We start from the raw sequence: 17,829 nt of genomic DNA on the forward strand, positions 1-17,829 counted from the left end.
CTAGAGCAGTCCGACGGCCGTGTCGACCGCGCCCGCCACGTCGCCGTCGACCGGATAGAGCAGTGATCGGCCCACCACCAGTCCCTGCACCGTGGGCAGTTGCAGCGCGCCGCGCCATTTCTCGTACGCGCCGTCCTGGTCGTCGCCTATCTCACCGCCGAGCAGCACCGCCGGCAGGGTGGAGGTCTCCAGCACCGTCCGCATGTCGTCGGGGTCGTCGGTGACGGGCACCTTGAGCCAGCTGTACGCGGAGGTGCCGGCCAGCCCGGAGGCGATGGCGATGGACAGGGTGACGGCCTCGGCGCTGAGATCGTTGCGGAGCCGGCCGTCGGTGCGGTGACAGATGAACGGCTCTATGAAGACGGGAAGCCGACGCTCGGCCATCTCGTCGACGGCGCGGGCGGCCGCGTCCAGTGTGTCGAGGGAGGCCGGGTCGTCGTAGTCGATGCGGAGCAGCAGCTTGCCCGCGTCGAAGCCGAGCCGTTCGAGGTCGCGCGCGCGGTGCCCGGTGAATCTGTCGTCGAGTTCGAAGGCGGCGCCGGCCAGTCCTCCGCGGTTCATGGAGCCCATGACGACCTTGTCGTCGAGGGCGCCGAGAAGGAGGAGGTCGTCGAGGATGTCGGCGGTGGCGAGGACGCCGTCGACGCCGGGCCGGGACAGCGCGAGGCAGAGACGCTCCAGCAGGTCGAGGCGGTTGGCCATGGCGAGGGGGCGGTCGCCGACGGTGAGTGCTCCGCGGGCGGGATGGTCGGCGGCGATGATCATCAGCCGTCCGTTGTCGCCGAGGAGCGCGGGCCGACGCCGTCTGCGGACGGCCGCTTCGGCAACCGCTTCCGGGTGGCGGGTGCGGATGCCGACGAGCTCGGCGATGTCGACCCGGCTCACGACGGCTCCGCCTCGGCCCGGGCGGCCTTCGGCGGGGTCGTGCCCGGAGCGGACGGGGACGGGGCCGTGCCCGGCGGGGCCGGGGGCGGGCTGGGGTCAGGCGGTGGCGGGCCGCCCGCGAGGACGGTCTCCACCTCCCGCGCGTACGGCATCGCCGTCGAGCAGGCGAGCCGGGACGCGACGATCGCCCCTGCCGCGTTGGCGTACCGCATCGTCTGCTCCAACTCCTGGCCTGCGAGCAGCCCGTGGCACAGTGCCCCGCCGAACGCGTCACCTGCGCCGAGGCCGTTGACGACGTCGACCGGCACGGGCGGGACCTCGGCCAGGGTGCCGTCGCGGTGCAGTGCGAGCACGCCTTTGGGGCCCTGCTTGACGACCGCGAGTTCGACGCCGGCGGCGAGCAGCGCGCGTGCGGCGGCGAGCGGCTCGTGCTCGCCGGTGGCGACCTCGCACTCCTCGAGATTGCCGACGGCGACGGTGGCGTGGGCGAGAGCCCTCGCGTAGTAGGGCCGCGCCTCGTCCGGGTCCTGCCAGAACATGGGCCGCCAGTCGAGGTCGAACACGGTCGTCCCCGCGCGGGCCCGGTGCGCCAGCGCGGCGAGCGTGGCCGACCGGCTGGGCTCCGCGCACAGCCCCGTACCGGTCACCCAGAAGACCCGTGCGTCACGGATCCGCTCCAGGTCCAACTCGCCTGTGCGGATCTCCAGATCGGGGGCCTTCGGCTGTCGGTAGAAGTAGAGGGGGAAGTGGTCCGGCGGGAAGATCTCGCAGAAGGTGACCGGCGTCGGGTACGCGTCCACGGGTGTGACCCAGCGGTCGTCCACGCCGAACTCCCGCAGCGCCTGGTGCAGGTACTCACCGAAGGCGTCCTGCCCGGTCCGGGTGATCAGCGCGGTCCGCCGGCCCAGCCTGGCCGCGGCGACGGCGACGTTCGCCGCCGAACCGCCGAGGAACTTGCCGAACGTGTCGACCTGCGCCAGCGGGACCCCGGCGCGCAGCGGATAGAGGTCGACCCCGATCCGGCCCATCGCGATCACGTCATACGGCTGAGGCATGCGCGTCCCTTCGGTTCGAACCGCCGGCGTGACTCAGGTCTAGCCCTCTCCCGCGAACCCTGTCAACATTTTGTCCTTACATTCGGACCAAGCCTTGACACCTTTCTCCGGCGGCCGGAAAGCTGGCCGCCATGACCTCATCCGTCCCCGCCCTGAACCGCATCCGGGTCGGCTCGGCCCCCGACTCCTGGGGGGTGTGGTTCCCCGACGATCCCCGTCAGGTCCCCTGGCAGCGCTTCCTGGACGAGGTGGCCGACGCTGGTTACGAGTGGATCGAGCTCGGCCCTTACGGCTATCTGCCGACCGACCCGGCCCGACTGGCCGAGGAGACCCGGCGGCGCGGCCTCAAGGTCTCGGCGGGGACCGTCTTCACGGGGCTCCACCGCGGTCCGGCCGTGTGGGACGAGACATGGGCCCATGTGTCCGACATCGCGGCCCTCACACAGGCGATGGGCGCTTCGCATCTGGTCGTGATCCCGTCCTTCTGGCGCGACGACAAGACGGGCCGAGTGCTCGAGGACCGCACGCTCACCCCGGAGCAGTGGCGCGACCTGACGGCCCAGACCGAGCGACTGGGCCACGAGGTGCGTGAGCGCTACGACCTGCGGATCGTCGTCCACCCCCACGCGGACACCCATATCGACACCGAGGAGAACGTCACGCGTTTCCTCGACGCCACCGACCCCGACCGGGTCTCGCTCTGCCTGGACACCGGCCACTACGCCTACTGCGGCGGCGACAGCGTCAAGCTCATCGAGACCTACGGGGAGCGGATCGGCTACCTCCATCTCAAGCAGGTGGATCCGGCGGTCCTCGCCCAAGTGGTCGCCGAGGAGGTGCCCTTCGGACCCGCGGTGGGACGTGGGGTGATGTGCGAGCCGCCCGCCGGGGTGCCCGCCCTCGAACCGGTACTGGCCGCCGCGCAGTCGCTGGGCGTCGACCTGTTCGCCATCGTCGAGCAGGACATGTACCCGTGCCCGCCGGACAAACCGTTCCCGATCGCCGAACGCACGCGCGGTTTCCTCCGCTCCTGCGGCGTCTGAAACTCCGCATCACATCTGTCACTGTTGTCGCCGTCGCATCACACATGTCTCGATTACGCGCGCCCTACGTCACAGACCGTCAACAGCCGCACTCTCTCCGCCACTCCACGTCGTTCAACGGGCACAGGCTCAGTGATCGCCAGCGTCCGCGCGGCAGCTCCCCCGACGGCATACCGACCGCCTCTGCTGCGCACGCAGGGAGGTGCCCCACATGACGGACAGAAGGCTCTGGTCCTACAAGGACATCGCCGCGCACATCAAGGTGCAGCCGGACACCGTCCGCTCGTACCGCAAGCACGGCCTGCTGCCGCCGCCCGACCACGTGGAGGCCGGAAAGCCGTACTGGTACGCGGACACGGTCCGCCGCTGGGTGGCCAACCGGCCCGGGAACAGAGGCCGCAGGGAGTGAGAGGCACCCGGCACGAGAACTCGGCCCCGCACCGGTGACGGTGCGGGGCCGCTCCCGTGCCACCGAACACGCACTTCCGCGGAAACCGAACCGTCCTCCACAGCGCGGCGCTACCGCATCCATACCCCCTAGGGGTATAGTGATGTCATGACGCCGGGGGTTGCGACATCCGCCGCACCCTCCGGGGCACCATGTCCGTACGCACGCACCCGCGCGTGCGTCGAACCACCGAAACGGAGAACTCCATGACCGCCGAGACGAAGGCCGGCTTCGAGATCGAGGACACCGCGGCGACCGGCTCCTGCTGCTCGTCCACCGGGTCCTGCCACGACTCCGCAGCGGAGGCGCAGGCCGACGGCATCACCACCGTCTACCAGGTGACCGGCATGACCTGCGGCCACTGTGAAGGCGCCGTCAGCAGTGAGATCTCCGAGATCCCCGGCGTCAGCTCCGTGACGGCCGTCGCCGCCACCGGCCGGGTCACCGTGGTCTCCAAGGCCCCGCTGGACGAGGCCGCCGTTCGCGCCGCCGTCGACGAGGCCGGCTACGAGCTGGTGGGCGGGGCCTGAGCCTCACCGCCTCCCCGGCGCCGTCACGGCCGGGCCGCACGCCATCGGTCCCCGGCCGGGCCGGATACTGGTGGGGTAACGGCCCGGCCGAGCGCGTGGAGTCCTGAGCGTGGAAACATCCGAGGTAGAGCTCACCATCGGCGGCATGACCTGTGCGTCCTGTGCGGCTCGCGTCGAGAAGAAGCTGAACCGCATGGACGGCGTCACCGCCACGGTCAACTACGCCACGGAGAAGGCGCGCGTCTCTTACCCGGCGGGCACGGAGGTCGCGGACCTGATCGCGACCGTGGTGAAGACCGGCTACACCGCCGAGGAGCCACCGCCGCCCGCTCCCGCGCCGGATCCGGCGCACCCCGTCGGCCCGGAGCCCGGCACCGGCCCCGCCACCGCGCAGGACGCCCTGCGGCGACGGCTCGTGGTCTCCGCGCTGCTCGCCGCGCCGGTCGTGCTGATGTCGATGATCGCCCCCCTTCAGTTCGACAACTGGCAGTGGCTCTCACTGACACTCGCCGCGCCCGTGGTGGTCTGGGGCGCCCTGCCCTTCCACCGCGCCGCGTGGACCAATCTGCGCCACGGCGCCGCCACGATGGACACCCTGGTGTCCACCGGCACGCTGGCCGCCTTCGGCTGGTCGCTGTGGGCGCTGTTCTTCGGCACCGCGGGCATGCCCGGGATGCGCCACGGCTTCGACCTCACAGTCGGCCGCACGGACGGCGCGTCTGCGATCTATCTCGAGGTCGCCGCCGGCGTGACCGTCTTCATCCTGCTCGGCCGCTACCTCGAGGCCCGCTCGAAGCGGCAGTCGGGCGCCGCTCTGCGGGCGCTGATGGACATGGGCGCCAAGGACGTCGCCGTCCTGCGGGACGGCACGGAGGTACGCGTACCGGTCGACCGGCTCGCCGTCGGGGACCGGTTCGTCGTGCGGCCCGGGGAGAAGATCGCCACGGACGGCATCGTCGTGGAGGGCGCCTCCGCCGTCGACGCCTCGATGCTCAGCGGCGAGTCGGTACCTGTCGACGTGTGGCCGGGCGAACCGGTCACCGGCGCGACCCTCAACACCGCCGGCCGCCTCGTCGTCGAGGCCACCTCCGTCGGCGCGGACACCCGGCTCGCCCGGATGGCGAAGCTCGTCGAGGACGCCCAGAACGGCAAGGCGCAGGTGCAGCGGCTGGCCGACCGGATCTCGGCGGTCTTCGTACCCGTCGTCCTGCTGATCGCCGCCGCCACACTCGGCGGATGGCTGGGGGCGACCGGTGACACGACGGCCGCCTTCACCGCCGCCGTGGCGGTGCTGATCATCGCCTGTCCGTGCGCCCTGGGGCTCGCCACACCGACGGCGCTGATGGTCGGCACCGGGCGGGGCGCGCAGCTGGGGATTCTGATCAAGGGACCCGAGGTGCTGGAGTCGACCCGCAGGGTCGACACAGTGGTCCTGGACAAGACCGGGACCGTCACGACGGGCCGGATGACCCTTCAGGGTGTGCATCCGGCGGAAACCGCCGACGCCACGGAACTGCTGCGCCTCGCCGGCGCTCTGGAGCAGGCCTCCGAGCATCCCGTCGCGCGGGCGGTGGCCGAGGGCGCGGCGGCACGCGTCGAGGGCCGGCTGCCCGCCGCCGAGGACTTCGTGAACGTGCCGGGCCTCGGGGTGCGCGGCGTGGTCGAGGGTCACGAGGTGCTGGCCGGCCGGGCACGGCTGCTGGAGGAGGCCGGGGTCGAGCTGCCCCAGGAGCTCCTGCGCACGGCGGCCGGCGACAGCGGCCGCACGGCCGTGTTCGCCGCGCGGGACGGCAAGGCCCTCGGCGTCCTCACCGTCGCCGACGCGGTCAAGGACACCAGCGCCGAGGCCGTACGAGAGCTGCGGGCCCTCGGCCTCACCCCCGTACTGCTGACCGGCGACACCAGGGCCGTGGCCGAAAAGGTGGCGGCCGAGGTGGGCGTGGAGGAGGTGTACGCGGAGGTCATGCCCGAGGAGAAGGTGTCCTTGGTCGAACGGCTTCAGGCGCGGGGCCGCACCGTCGCGATGGTCGGCGACGGCGTGAACGACGCGGCAGCGCTGGCCACGGCGGATCTGGGCCTCGCGATGGGCACCGGGACGGATGTGGCCATCGAGGCGGGAGACCTCACTCTGGTGAGGGGTGACCTCCGTGTCGCGGCTGACGCGATCCGTCTCGCACGACGGACTCTGGCCACGATCAAAGGCAATCTTTACTGGGCCTTTGGCTACAACGTGGCGGCACTGCCGCTGGCGGCATCCGGCCTGCTCAACCCCATGATCGCAGGCTTTGCCATGGCCTTTTCGTCCGTCTTTGTGGTGTTCAACAGCCTGCGGCTGCGCTCCTTCTCGTGACTACAAACAGGTCACAAGACCTTCACAACGAGACCTAGATCACAGATATTTAGGGGTAACCATTCAGGCTCGTCGCGAGTCTAAGTGGTCGATGCCGAGAACGTCTTGGGGGACGTTCATGGGATGTCTTGGGGGACGTCCCAGAGGCAAGCGTTGGCCGGGGCACGTGCACCGGGGAGCTTTGAGCGGCCCTCCCGTACGTACCCCGGCATACCGCGTGCGGAGCATTGCGCGCGGCAGACGCCCGGCCGGATCCCGTGGGGGGAATCCGCTGTCGGGGATATGGGAAGCGCCCCGCCCGCCGACCCGTGGGGGGATCGGCGGCGGGGCGCTTTCCGCTGTTCGGGGCGGTGGGGCCATGGCCCCCCGCCCGGACAGAAAAGTGATCAGCGAGCCTCGACCGGGACGAAGTCGCGCAGGACCTCGCCGGTGTAGATCTGGCGCGGACGGCCGATGCGGGAACCGGGCTCCTTGATCATCTCGTGCCACTGGGCGATCCAGCCGGGAAGCCGGCCGAGCGCGAACAGCACGGTGAACATCTCGGTCGGGAAGCCCATGGCGCGGTAGATCAGACCCGTGTAGAAGTCCACGTTCGGGTAGAGGTTGCGCGAGACGAAGTAGTCGTCGGAGAGCGCGTGCTCCTCGAGCTTCAGCGCGATGTCGAGCAGCTCGTCGGACTTGCCGAGCGCCGAGAGGACATCGTGCGCCGCGGCCTTGATGATCTTCGCGCGCGGGTCGAAGCTCTTGTAGACCCGGTGGCCGAAGCCCATCAGGCGGACGCCGTCCTCCTTGTTCTTCACCTTGCGGATGAAGGAGTCGACATCGCCGCCGTTGGCCTGGATGCCCTCGAGCATCTCCAGCACCGACTGGTTGGCGCCACCGTGCAGCGGGCCCCACAGGGCGCTGATGCCGGCGGAGATCGAGGCGAACATGTTCGCCTGCGAGGAGCCGACCAGACGCACGGTGGACGTGGAGCAGTTCTGCTCGTGGTCCGCGTGCAGGATCAGCAGCTTGTCGAGCGCCGAGACGACGACCGGGTCGAGCTCGTACTCCTGCGCCGGGACCGAGAAGGTCATGCGCAGGAAGTTCTCCACGTAACCGAGGTCGTTGCGCGGGTAGACAAAGGGGTGGCCGATCGACTTCTTGTAGGCGTACGCCGCGATCGTCGGCAGCTTGGCGAGCAGCCGGATCGTCGAGAGGTGGCGCTGCGTCTCGTCGAACGGGTTGTGGCTGTCCTGGTAGAAGGTCGACAGCGCACTGACCACGGACGACAGCATGGCCATCGGGTGGGCGTCGCGCGGGAAGCCCTGGAAGAAGCGCTTGACGTCCTCGTGCAGCAGCGTGTGCTGCGTGATCTCGCCCTTGAAGGTGGCGAGCTCGTCGACGGTCGGAAGGTCACCGTTGATCAGCAGGGACGCCACCTCGAGGAAGGTGGAGCGCTCGGCCAGCTGCTCGATCGGGTAACCGCGGTAGCGCAGAATGCCCTGCTCGCCGTCGAGGTAGGTGATCGCGGATTTATAGGCGGCGGTGTTGCCGTATCCGCTGTCCAGGGTGACCAGACCTGTCTGGGCTCGGAGCTTCCCGATGTCGAAGCCCTTGTCACCGACGGTGCTGTCGACCACCGGGTAGGTGTATTCACCGTCCGCGTACCGCAGTACTACAGAGTTGTCGCTCACGTCATCCCTCACCGACGTAGTGCCTCTTCTTCGAGGTGCCCTGACTGTCTCTACCATCCCCCATTTGGCTCAGGAGAGTGCACTCGGGGTCGACCATTGGGCCTATCGGCGGCACTCAGTGCCGCCAACCTGCTCATCTTGCCCCCTTCGCCCCGCTTCCGGAAGCCGGGGTGGGGGTGGGGTGGTGTTTCCCACGCCCGTCGCCGCTCGAACCGCGCCGCCCTCGGTGCCCGGCCCGGCGGCCGGCTCACACGGCGAGGCGGTGCGCGAGGCCCGTGCAGCGCCTGCCTGCGGAAACGGTCCTGACCGCCTGGCCTATCGCCTTACGGGACCCGACCAGGACCACGAGCCTCTTCGCGCGGGTGACGGCCGTGTACAGCAGATTCCGCTGGAGCATCATCCACGCCCCCGTGGTGACCGGGATCACCACCGCCGGATACTCACTGCCCTGCGAGCGGTGGATGGTCACCGCGTACGCGTGCGCCAGCTCGTCCAGCTCGTCGAAGTCGTACGGGACCTCCTCGTCCTCGTCCGTCAGCACGGTCAGCCGCTGGTCGTCCATGTGCAGCGCCGTGACGACACCGACCGTGCCGTTGAAGACGCCGTTGCGCCCTTTCTCATAATTGTTACGGATCTGGGTGACCTTGTCGCCGACACGGAAGACCCGGCCGCCGAACCGCTTCTCCGGGAGGTCCGGCCGCGCCGGGGTGATCGCCTGCTGAAGCAGCCCGTTGAGCGTGCCCGCGCCGGCCGGGCCGCGGTGCATCGGGGCGAGGACCTGCACATCGCGGCGCGGATCGAGCCCGAACTTCGCCGGGATCCGGCGGGCCGCCACGTCGACGGTCACTCTGCCCGCGTCCTCGGTCTCCTCCTCCACGAACAGGAAGAAGTCCGGGAGGCCCGAAGTGATGGGCGGCAGACCGGTGTTGATCCGGTGGGCGTTGGTGATGACACCGGACTGCTGCGCCTGCCGGAAGATCCGCGTCAGACGCACACTCGGCACCGGACCGCCGTCCGCCAGCAGGTCACGCAGCACCTCCCCCGCGCCGACGCTCGGCAGCTGGTCCACGTCCCCCACCAGCAGCAGGTGCGCGCCCGGGGCCACGGCCTTGACCAGCTTGTTGGCCAGCAGCAGGTCGAGCATCGACGCCTCGTCGACGACGACCAGGTCCGCGTCCAGCGGCCGGTCCCTGTCGTACGCCGCGTCCCCGCCGGGCTTGAGCTCGAGCAGCCGGTGCACGGTCGACGCCTCGGCGCCGGTGAGCTCGGCGAGCCGCTTCGCCGCGCGGCCGGTGGGAGCGGCGAGCACCACTTTGGCCTTCTTGGCGCGGGCCAGTTCGACGATGGAGCGGACCGTGAACGACTTGCCGCAGCCGGGGCCGCCCGTCAGCACGGCGACCTTGGCGGTCAGGGCCAGCCTGACGGCCGCCTCCTGTTCGGGCGCCAGCTTGGCGCCTGTGCGGTCCGCGAGCCACGCCAGCGCCTTGTCCCAGGCGACGTCCCGGAAGGCGGGCATCCGGTCGTCCTCCGCGGTCAGCAGCCGCCGCACCTGCCCCGCGAGGGACAGCTCGGCGCGGTGGAAAGGCACCAGGTATACGGCCGTCACGGGCTCTCCCCCCTCCGGTCCCGGCACCTGCTCCCGTACGACGCCCTCCTCGTCCGCCGCGAGCTCCGCGAGGCACTCGATGACCAGACCGGTGTCGACCTGGAGCAGCTTCACCGCGTCGCCGATCAGCTGCTCCTCCGGCAGGAAGCAGTGCCCCTGGTCCGTCGACCGGGACAGGGCGTACTGCAGGCCTGCCTTGACCCGCTCGGGGCTGTCGTGGGGTATGCCGACCGCTTGCGCGATCTTGTCGGCGGTCAGGAACCCGATGCCCCACACATCGGCGGCCAGGCGGTACGGCTGGTTCCGCACGACCGAGATGGAGGCGTCCTCGTACTTCTTGTAGATCCGCACGGCGATCGACGTCGAGACGCCCACCCCTTGGAGGAAGACCATGACCTCCTTGATGGCCTTCTGCTCCTCCCAGGCCACACCGATCATCTTCGTCCGCTTCGGCCCGAGGCCCGGCACCTCGATGAGCCGCTTCGGCTCCTGCTCGATGACATCGAGGGTGTCCGTGCCGAAGTGGTCGACGATCCGCTCGGCGATCCTCGGCCCGATCCCCTTGATCAGACCGGAGCCCAGATAACGCCGTATGCCCTGGATGGTGGCCGGCAGGACGGTGGTGTAGTTCTCCACGGTGAACTGCTTGCCGTACTGCGGGTGGGAGCCCCAACGGCCCTCCATCCGCAGCGACTCACCGACCTGCGCGCCGAGCAGCGAACCGACGACGGTGAGCAGGTCGCCGCCACGGCCTGTGTCGACGCGGGCGACCGTGTAGCCGTTCTCCTCGTTGGCGTAAGTGATCCGCTCGAGCACGCCTTCGAGCACAGCGGGTTGGAACGCGACCGGATTGGACATGCCCCGACGTTATCGCCGCGCTCCGACAGCGCGGGCGGCCTGTGGACAACCCCGCTTCCGGCCGAGCAGACCGACGGCTCGCCCGCCACGAAGAGGGGGCCCGGTCGATGACCGGGCCCCATACGCTCCCCCCGCCAAGGCCCGGCGCCGTCCCCCCGGATGCGCCGCCCCCGAAGCCTTGACGACACATACGACTCCGGTGACGCAAAGATGGTTGCATGATCGCGCGGAGTAATTTCCGCCATGTTCCCGGGATGGGTTCCGGCCACGACGGCTCCTCCCGCGGTGCCGGGTGCGGTGGCCTTCAGGGAGCATCCGTGTGCGCGAAGTGCTGCTCCACCAGGACGCCGCCGTCCGCCGCGTACGCGGTGACCGTCCAGCCCTCCGTGCCCCGGGCAGGGTCGGCGAAGGCGTAGTACGTTCCCCAGCCCGGGTCGCCCTGCAGACGGAGCACGGACGCCGCGAACCGCTCGCCCGAGTCGAGGCGGACCTCGATCCGGGAAGGGACCGTGTCGGTGCGGAACGCGCCCCGGTACAGGACGTGTCCGGGGTCGATGTCCCTCCCGGAGCTGAGGCTGTCGTCGCGAATGCTCTCCCCGGTGTAGGAGCGGGCGTCGTCGATCGCGGCGGTGAGGTCGCCCGGGCCGACGACGTAGTTCTGCCGGCCGTCCGGCAGCAGTGCCATGCCGATGCCGTGGCCGAGGGCCACCGGTTCGTACGGCTGTACCGTCCGGATGCTCGCGGGAGTGGAGGTGACCGGCGGTGCCGTCGCCGGCGGGGGCGGGGCAGGGTGCGGTGACCGGCCGCTCAGGGGCACGAGCGCGAGCACGCCGGCGATCACGGTGACCGCGCCCGCGACGGCTGCGGTACGGCGCCGCCGCGCCGCCCTTCCCCGGCGCAGCACCTCCTCCACCGGCGGCGGGCCCACGCGCACGGCGTCCGCCTCGCGGCGCAGCGCGTCGACGAGTCGCATGTCGTCCTCGTTCACGGCAGCCGCTCCCCCGTCATGTGCGCCGGGACGATGCCCGGATGCTCGCGCAACTTCTTCAGCGCGCGTGCCGTATGACTGCGCACCGTACCGATCCCGGTGCCGAGCAGCCGGGCCACCTCGCTCTCGCTGCGATCCTCCAGATAGCGCAGTACGACCACCGCCCGCTGCTTCGGCGGCAGTTGGCCGAGCGCCTCCATCACGGCCCCCCGCTGTGTCACGGCGTCGGTCCGGTCCGGGGCGGCGGTCTCCGGGAAGCGGGTGGTGAGCCACTCGCGCAGCCGGGTGCGCCGCAGCCGGTCCACATTGGCGTTGATCATGATGCGCCACACGTAGGAGTCGGGGTCGTCGGCCCCCTGTACGCGTTCCCACTTCACATACGCCTTGGCCAGGGCCGCCTGCACCAGGTCCTCCGCGTCGTGGTGATGTCCGGTCAACAGATGGGCGGTACGGAGCATGCGTGGCCAGCGGCTGACCACGAACGCCCGGAACTCCGCCTCCGCGCTCGTCTTCAAGCGAGTCCTCTTGTTCGCCGTCCGCGCGCGGCGCACGCCACGCTGTTGTGCCGCTCCCTCGTCGCCGGCGCAACAGCGTTACATGGCCGCCCTGCGGGCGGGACTGTCGTCAGCGGCCGGCCAGGAAGGGCTCGAACGACAGAGTGGCGAGCACCTCACCGTCCGCCCCGTACGCGGTCACCTTGACGGTCTCCTCGGGTCGCCCCGCGCCCGCCGCGTCCAGGTGGTACGTGCCCCAGCCCGGCTCACCCGGCAGCATCAGCATGCCCGCGGCCTGCTCGGGGCCGGTGCCGACGCGGACGGTGATGCGCGAAGGCACCGTGTCGGTGCGGAAGGCGCCCGTGAACAGGGCGTCGTCCCCGTCGGTCTGCAGCCCGCCGCTGAGACTGTTCGGGCGGATACTGTCCCCGACGTACGCCTTGGCCCGCTCGACGGATCCCTCGAAGTCCTCCCGGGCCACGACATAGTTCTGCCGGCCCTGCGGGAGCAGCCCCATCTTCGCGCCCTGGCCTATCTCCACGGGCTGGTACGGCTGCACGACCCGCGGGCCTGTCCCGGCCGTGGTCACGGCCGCGGTCTCGGTCGCCGTCTCGGCCGCGGTAACGGTCGCGGCGGGCGTCACGCTGCCGGTGCCGTTGGCCGCGGTCGCGGTCTCGGTCGCGGTCGCGGCGGGCGTCACGCTGCCGGTGCCGTCGGCCGCGGCCGTGGTGGTCTGCGCCGCGCCGTCGCCCAGGGCGAGCGCCGTCCCTGCGCCGCCCGCGAGAGCCATCGCCATGACCCCTGCCATGACGAGCCTCTTCGTCTTCATCGGTCCTCCGCTGGTCGTGTGCCTGGTCGGTGTTGCCTTCACGTCTCAGACGGAGGACGACGCGCGCGTCTATGTCAGCGTCGAAGAATTTTCTTTCCGGACGGGCCCCCGGAGCGCCACAGGCGCGCCCGGTGCCACGGAACACATCGCCACGCCCACGCCGGACCGCCTCCCCCTCACAGCGTCCCCTGGGCCACCGGCTTCAGGTGGCCGGCGCTGTCGCCGATGACGCAACCGGGCTTGCCCTCCGGACCGGTCAGGGCAGCAGCTTCACCACTCTCGCGCGGGCGCCCCGCTCATCCGCGCCGTGGTGTTCGCGGCAGGCGGCTGGTCGACGTTCGTGGCGGCCGCCAGAAGCGGCCGACACGGGAACTCCCCAAGGCGACGGCACGACTGTGGAGACCGTTGATCGACGTGGCAGTCGCCTCCCTGGGCGAGCCGGAACTGCGGTTCAGGACCGGCTTCATGAAAGACGAGGTCGACTCTGCCGCAGCAACGCTCGACAGCCTCTTCAACCGCCGTTAGCCGGTCGGCCGACGACGTGCCGGCGCAACGCCCCCGCGGCCGGCGTTCAGAACGCCTCCGACGCGAACCTCCCCGCCGCCTCCTCCAGAACCTCCATCCCGTCCCGGGCCCACAACCCGTCGTTGAACAGTTCCACCTCGATGAAGCCCGTCCAGCCGGCCGACTCCACCCGCTCGCGCCACTCGCGCATGTCGATCGCGCCGTCGCCGAGCTGGCCGCGGCCGTTGAGGACGCCGGCGGGCAGCGGGGTCGTCCAGTCGGCCAGTTGGAAGGAGTGGATGCGGCCCGCGGCTCCCGCGCGGGCGACCGCCGCGGGAGCCCGGTCGTCCCACCAGATGTGGTACGTGTCCACGACCACGCCCACCTGGTCGGCCGGGAAGCGTTCCGCCAGGTCCAGGGCCTGGTCCAGCGTCGAGACCACGCAGCGGTCGGACGCGAACATCGGATGCAGGGGCTCGATGGCGAGACGGACACCGCGTTCGGCCGCGTAGGGCGCGAGCGAGGCGAGCGCGTCCGCGATGCGTTCCCGGGCCGCGACCAGGTCGCGGCTGCCCGCCGGGAGGCCGCCCGAGACCATGACCAGGGTGTCCGTGCCCAGCGTCGCCGCCTCGTCGATCGCGGCGCGGTTGTCGTCCAGCGCGCGGGCGCGTTCGGCCGGGTCGAGAGCTGTGAGGAAGCCGCCCCGGCACAGGGACGTGACCGCGAGGCCCGCGTCCCGTACGAGCTTTGCCGTGGCGTCCAGCCCGTACTCGGCGACCGGTTCGCGCCACAGGCCCACGGCCGGGACGCCGAGCCGGACGCACGCCTCCGCCAGCTCGGGCAGGGACAGCTGCTTGACCGTCATCTGGTTGATGCTGAAGCGCGAGAGAGGATTCACTGCGGGACTCCGTAGACGTTCAGCAGGGACTTCATCCGGGTCTCGGCCAGCGTCGGGTCCGGGAACAGGCCGAGCCTGTCGGCGAGTTCGTACGCGCGGGCCAGATGCGGCAGCGAGCGCGCCGACTGGAGGCCGCCGATCATCGTGAAGTGGGACTGGTGGCCGGCCAGCCAGGCGAGGAACACGACGCCCGTCTTGTAGAAGCGCGTCGGGGCCTGGAACAGGTGCCGGGAGAGTTCCACGGTCGGGTCGAGCAGCTTGCGGAAGCCCTCCGTGTCGCCCGTGTCCAGGACGCGTACGGCCTCCGCCGCCAGCGGCCCCAGCGGGTCGAAGATGCCGAGCAGGGCGTGGCTGAAACGTCCTCCCGCCGCCGGACCCTCCCCCGCGATCAGTTCGGGGTAGTTGAAGTCGTCACCGGTGTAGCAGCGCACCCCCTGCGGCAGGCGCCGGCGCAGTTCCACCTCCCGCCGCGCGTCCAGCAGCGAGATCTTGATTCCGTCGACCTTGTCGGGGTGGGCCGCGATGATCTCGAGGAAGGTCTCCGTGGCCGCGTCCAGGTCGGGCGAGCCCCAGTAGCCGTCCAGCGCCGGGTCGAACATCGGGCCGAGCCAGTGGAGGATCACCGGTTCCGACGCCTGGCGAAGCAGGTGGCCGTAGACGTCCAGGTAGTCCTCGGCGGACGTCGCGGCCGCGGCCAGCGCCCGGGAGGCCATCAGGATCGCCTGCGCACCCGTGGACTCGACGAGGGCGAGCTGCTCCTCGTAGGCCGACCGTACCGACGCGAGCGACGCCGGCCCGGTCAGCTGGTCGGTTCCGACGCCGCAGGCGATCCTGCCGCCGACCGCCTTCGCCTCGGCCGCCGAGCGCCGGATCAGCTCGGCCGCGCCCGCCCAGTCGAGACCCATCCCGCGCTGCGCGGTGTCCATGGCCTCCGCCACGCCGAGCCCGTGCGACCACAGGTGGCGGCGGAAGGCGAGCGTGGCGTCCCAGTCGACGGCGGCGGGAGAGTCGGGAGTGATGTCGGCGTACGGGTCGGCCACGACATGGGCGGCGGAGAAGACCGTACGGGAGGTGAGCGGAGCCGAGGTCGTGAAGCTCAGAGGTTCGGTGCGCGGCTCGTACGCGGTCAAGGAGCCGTCGGCCCGCGGGAGTCGGATGGTCACAGCGACAGCTCCGGCACCTCGAGCCGCCGGCCCTCCGCCGACGAACGCAGGCCCAGTTCGGCGAGCTGCACGCCCCGCGCGCCGGCCATCAGGTCCCAGTGGTAGGGCTCGTCGAGGGCGACGTGGCGCAGGAAGAGCTCCCACTGGGCCTTGAAGCCGTTGTCGAAGTCGGTGTTGTCCGGGATCTCCTGCCACTGGTCGCGGAACGACTCGGTGACCGGCAGGTCCGGGTTCCACACCGGCTTCGGGGTGGCGGAGCGGTGCTGGGCCCGGCAGTTGCGCAGACCGGCGACCGCGGAGCCGTGGGTGCCGTCGACCTGGAACTCGACGAGCTCGTCGCGGTTGACCCGTACCGCCCAGGAGGAGTTGATCTGGGCGATCGCGCCGCCCTCTAGCTGGAAGGTGCCGTACGCGGCGTCGTCGGCGGTCGCCGCGTAGGGCTTGCCCTGCTCGTCCCAGCGCTGCGGGACGTGGGTCGCGACCTGTGCGCTGACGGAGGTGACGCGGCCGAACAGCTCGTGCAGCACGTACTCCCAGTGCGGGAACATGTCGACGGTGATGCCGCCGCCGTCCTCGCTGCGGTAGTTCCAGCTGGGGCGCTGTGCCTCCTGCCAGTCGCCCTCGAAGACCCAGTATCCGAACTCGCCCCGCACGGACAGGATCTGCCCGAAGAACCCGCCGTCGATGAGGCGCTTCAGCTTCAGCAGGCCCGGCAGGAAGATCTTGTCCTGGACGACGCCGTGCTTGATTCCCCTGTCCTGGGCGAGGCGCGCGAGTTCCAGCGCGCCGGCCAGGTCGGTGGCGGTCGGCTTCTCGGTGTACAGGTGCTTACCTGCCGCGATCGCCTTCTTCAGCGCACCGACGCGGGCGGAGGTGACCTGCGCGTCGAAGTAGATGTCGATGCTCTCGTCCGCGAGGACGGCGTCGAGGTCGGTCGAGACCTCGGTGATCGAGTGCCGTTCCGCGATCTCGCGCAGTGCGTGCTCGCGCCGGCCGACGAGCACCGGTTCCGGCCAGAGCACCTCGCCGTCGCCGAGGTCGAGACCGCCCTGTTCGCGGATGGCCAGGATGGAGCGCACCAGGTGCTGGCGGTAGCCCATCCGCCCTGTGACGCCGTTCATGGCGATCCGCACTGTCCTGCGTGTCACGAAGTGCCTCCATCTTTCATCTCGGTTCTTCCGAGTTCCCTCGATATGAGCGTAGCAAGCGCTTTCTACGCGATATGAAGCTAGCCTGCCGACAGCGGCCTGGACAAGGGGGCCGCTCCATCTCCCGCGGAGGAAAGCGATGACAGTCACCCTGGCGGATGTGGCGGCCCGCGCCCGGGTGTCCCCGGCGACCGTCTCCCGCGTACTGAACGGCAACTACCCGGTCGCCGCGTCGACGCGGGAGCGCGTGCTGCGAGCGGTGGACGAGCTCGACTACGTCCTCAACGGCCCGGCGAGCTCACTCGCCGCCGCCACGTCCGACCTCGTCGGCATCCTCGTCAACGACATCGCCGACCCCTTCTTCGGGATCATGGCCGGAGCGGCGCAGACGGAGATCGGCGGGCAGGAGGGTACGGGCCGGGCGGGCGGCGAGAAGCTCGCCGTCGTCTGCAACACCGGCGGCTCCCCCGAACGTGAACTGACCTATCTCACCCTGCTCCAGCGCCAGCGCGCGGCGGCCGTGATCCTCACCGGCGGCGCCCTGGAGGACCCCGACCACATCGCCGCCATGACCGCGAAACTCAGCAGGCTCGCGGACGCCGGGACCACGGTCGTGCTGTGCGGCCGCCCGCCGCTGCCCGGCAGCGACGCCGTCCTCGCCTCGCTGGCCTTCGACAACCGCGGCGGCGGGCGGCGGCTCACCGAGCACCTGCTCACGCTCGGCCACCGCCGCATCGGGTACGTCGCCGGGCCCGTGGAGCGCACCACGACCCGCCACCGGCTCGAGGGCCACCGCGCGGCGATGGCCGCCGCCGGGCTGGGCGGGGACACGGCGGAGCAGGAACGGCTCACGGTGCACGGCCCGTACGACCGCAGGTCCGGCTACGACGCCACCCTCGAACTGCTGCGCAGGGACCCGGAACTGACGGCGATCGTCGCCGCGAACGACACCGTCGCGCTGGGCGCGTGCGCGGCGCTGCGGGACCAGGGGCTGCGGATCCCCCACGACATCTCGGTCGCGGGCTTCGACGACCTGCCCTTCTCCGTGGACGCGGTGCCGGCGCTCACGACCGTCCGGCTCCCGCTCTTCGAGGCCGGGGCCCGCGCCGGCCGGCTGGCGATGGGCAACGAGGCGCCGCCGCCCGGAGGCATCGCCTCGATCGCGGCGGAGCTGATGGCCCGGGACTCGACGGCGCCTCCACGGGCGGGACAGCACGGAGAGACGGCACCGGCGTGACGGCACGGGGACGGCACCGGCGTGACCCGGCGGCTCCGTCCCCACGGCTCTCGGTCACCGGCAGCCGGGACGTCCCGCGCCCGGCCGCCCCGGCCCGGGGCCGTCGTACCGACGGTC

At 71.0% G+C, this 17,829-nt stretch carries 15 protein-coding genes; 5 read left to right on the forward strand and 10 right to left on the reverse strand.

The window, feature by feature from the left end:
- Both ACTMTU_RS09895 and iolC read right to left on the reverse strand, forming a co-directional pair.
- On the reverse strand, positions 1-885 hold the full coding sequence (locus tag ACTMTU_RS09895; RefSeq protein ID WP_441263091.1) for a Cgl0159 family (beta/alpha)8-fold protein: 885 nt from the start codon (positions 883-885) through the stop codon (positions 1-3).
- Positions 882-1,940 carry a 5-dehydro-2-deoxygluconokinase gene (gene iolC / locus ACTMTU_RS09900; protein ID WP_441263092.1) on the reverse strand — a complete coding sequence of 353 codons (1,059 nt, stop codon included), beginning with the start codon at positions 1,938-1,940 and terminating at the stop codon, positions 882-884. Before iolC ends, ACTMTU_RS09895 begins: the two co-directional genes overlap by 4 nt.
- A 131-nt stretch (positions 1,941-2,071) precedes the next feature.
- On the opposite strand from iolC, the gene ACTMTU_RS09905 reads away from it, so the two are divergent.
- From ACTMTU_RS09905 to ACTMTU_RS09920, 4 genes are all read left to right on the forward strand, one after another.
- Positions 2,072-2,983, forward strand: a complete 912-nt coding sequence (locus tag ACTMTU_RS09905; protein ID WP_441263093.1) for a sugar phosphate isomerase/epimerase family protein — start codon at positions 2,072-2,074, stop codon at positions 2,981-2,983.
- A gap of 211 nt (positions 2,984-3,194) precedes the next feature.
- The gene (locus tag ACTMTU_RS09910; RefSeq protein WP_037774626.1) at positions 3,195-3,392 is read left to right on the forward strand and encodes a helix-turn-helix transcriptional regulator; all 198 of its coding nucleotides are present in this window, start codon (positions 3,195-3,197) and stop codon (positions 3,390-3,392) included.
- 245 nt (positions 3,393-3,637) lie between these two features.
- Positions 3,638-3,961 carry a heavy-metal-associated domain-containing protein gene (locus ACTMTU_RS09915; RefSeq protein WP_441263094.1) on the forward strand — a complete coding sequence of 108 codons (324 nt, stop codon included), beginning with the start codon at positions 3,638-3,640 and terminating at the stop codon, positions 3,959-3,961.
- A 145-nt stretch (positions 3,962-4,106) separates the two neighbouring features.
- A complete protein-coding gene (locus tag ACTMTU_RS09920) occupies positions 4,107-6,311 on the forward strand; it encodes a heavy metal translocating P-type ATPase (protein ID WP_441263179.1) in 2,205 nt (734 codons plus the stop codon).
- 386 nt (positions 6,312-6,697) lie between these two features.
- On the opposite strand, the gene ACTMTU_RS09925 is transcribed toward ACTMTU_RS09920, so the two are convergent.
- From ACTMTU_RS09925 to ACTMTU_RS09960, 8 genes are all read right to left on the reverse strand, one after another.
- The gene (locus tag ACTMTU_RS09925; RefSeq protein ID WP_441263095.1) at positions 6,698-7,987 is read right to left on the reverse strand and encodes a citrate synthase; all 1,290 of its coding nucleotides are present in this window, start codon (positions 7,985-7,987) and stop codon (positions 6,698-6,700) included.
- Between the two features lie 247 nt (positions 7,988-8,234).
- A complete protein-coding gene (recD2, locus tag ACTMTU_RS09930; RefSeq protein ID WP_441263096.1) occupies positions 8,235-10,451 on the reverse strand; it encodes an SF1B family DNA helicase RecD2 in 2,217 nt (738 codons plus the stop codon).
- Positions 10,452-10,755: 304 nt separating this feature from the next.
- Positions 10,756-11,439, reverse strand: a complete 684-nt coding sequence (locus ACTMTU_RS09935) for a hypothetical protein (RefSeq protein ID WP_441263097.1) — start codon at positions 11,437-11,439, stop codon at positions 10,756-10,758.
- Complete coding sequence (locus ACTMTU_RS09940; RefSeq protein WP_441263098.1) at positions 11,436-11,954, reverse strand: SigE family RNA polymerase sigma factor; 519 nt, start codon at positions 11,952-11,954, stop codon at positions 11,436-11,438. Before ACTMTU_RS09940 ends, ACTMTU_RS09935 begins: the two co-directional genes overlap by 4 nt.
- A 109-nt stretch (positions 11,955-12,063) precedes the next feature.
- Positions 12,064-12,762: a hypothetical protein gene (locus ACTMTU_RS09945; protein ID WP_441263099.1), complete on the reverse strand. Its 699-nt coding sequence runs from the start codon at positions 12,760-12,762 to the stop codon at positions 12,064-12,066.
- Positions 12,763-13,333: 571 nt separating this feature from the next.
- Positions 13,334-14,164 (reverse strand): sugar phosphate isomerase/epimerase family protein, encoded by an 831-nt coding sequence (locus tag ACTMTU_RS09950; protein WP_441263100.1) that lies wholly within the window; start codon positions 14,162-14,164, stop codon positions 13,334-13,336.
- Positions 14,161-15,327: a dihydrodipicolinate synthase family protein gene (locus tag ACTMTU_RS09955; protein WP_441263101.1), complete on the reverse strand. Its 1,167-nt coding sequence runs from the start codon at positions 15,325-15,327 to the stop codon at positions 14,161-14,163. Before ACTMTU_RS09955 ends, ACTMTU_RS09950 begins: the two co-directional genes overlap by 4 nt.
- Positions 15,324-16,475 carry a Gfo/Idh/MocA family protein gene (locus tag ACTMTU_RS09960; protein WP_441263102.1) on the reverse strand — a complete coding sequence of 384 codons (1,152 nt, stop codon included), beginning with the start codon at positions 16,473-16,475 and terminating at the stop codon, positions 15,324-15,326. The genes ACTMTU_RS09955 and ACTMTU_RS09960 overlap by 4 nt, the downstream gene beginning before the upstream one ends.
- 139 nt (positions 16,476-16,614) lie before the next feature.
- Between ACTMTU_RS09960 and ACTMTU_RS09965 the strand changes: the two genes are divergently transcribed.
- On the forward strand, positions 16,615-17,712 hold the full coding sequence (locus ACTMTU_RS09965) for a LacI family DNA-binding transcriptional regulator (RefSeq protein WP_441263103.1): 1,098 nt from the start codon (positions 16,615-16,617) through the stop codon (positions 17,710-17,712).
- Positions 17,713-17,829 lie beyond the last annotated feature (117 nt).

The organism is Streptomyces sp. OZ13 (assembly GCF_052068155.1).
Classification (GTDB): domain Bacteria; phylum Actinomycetota; class Actinomycetes; order Streptomycetales; family Streptomycetaceae; genus Streptomyces.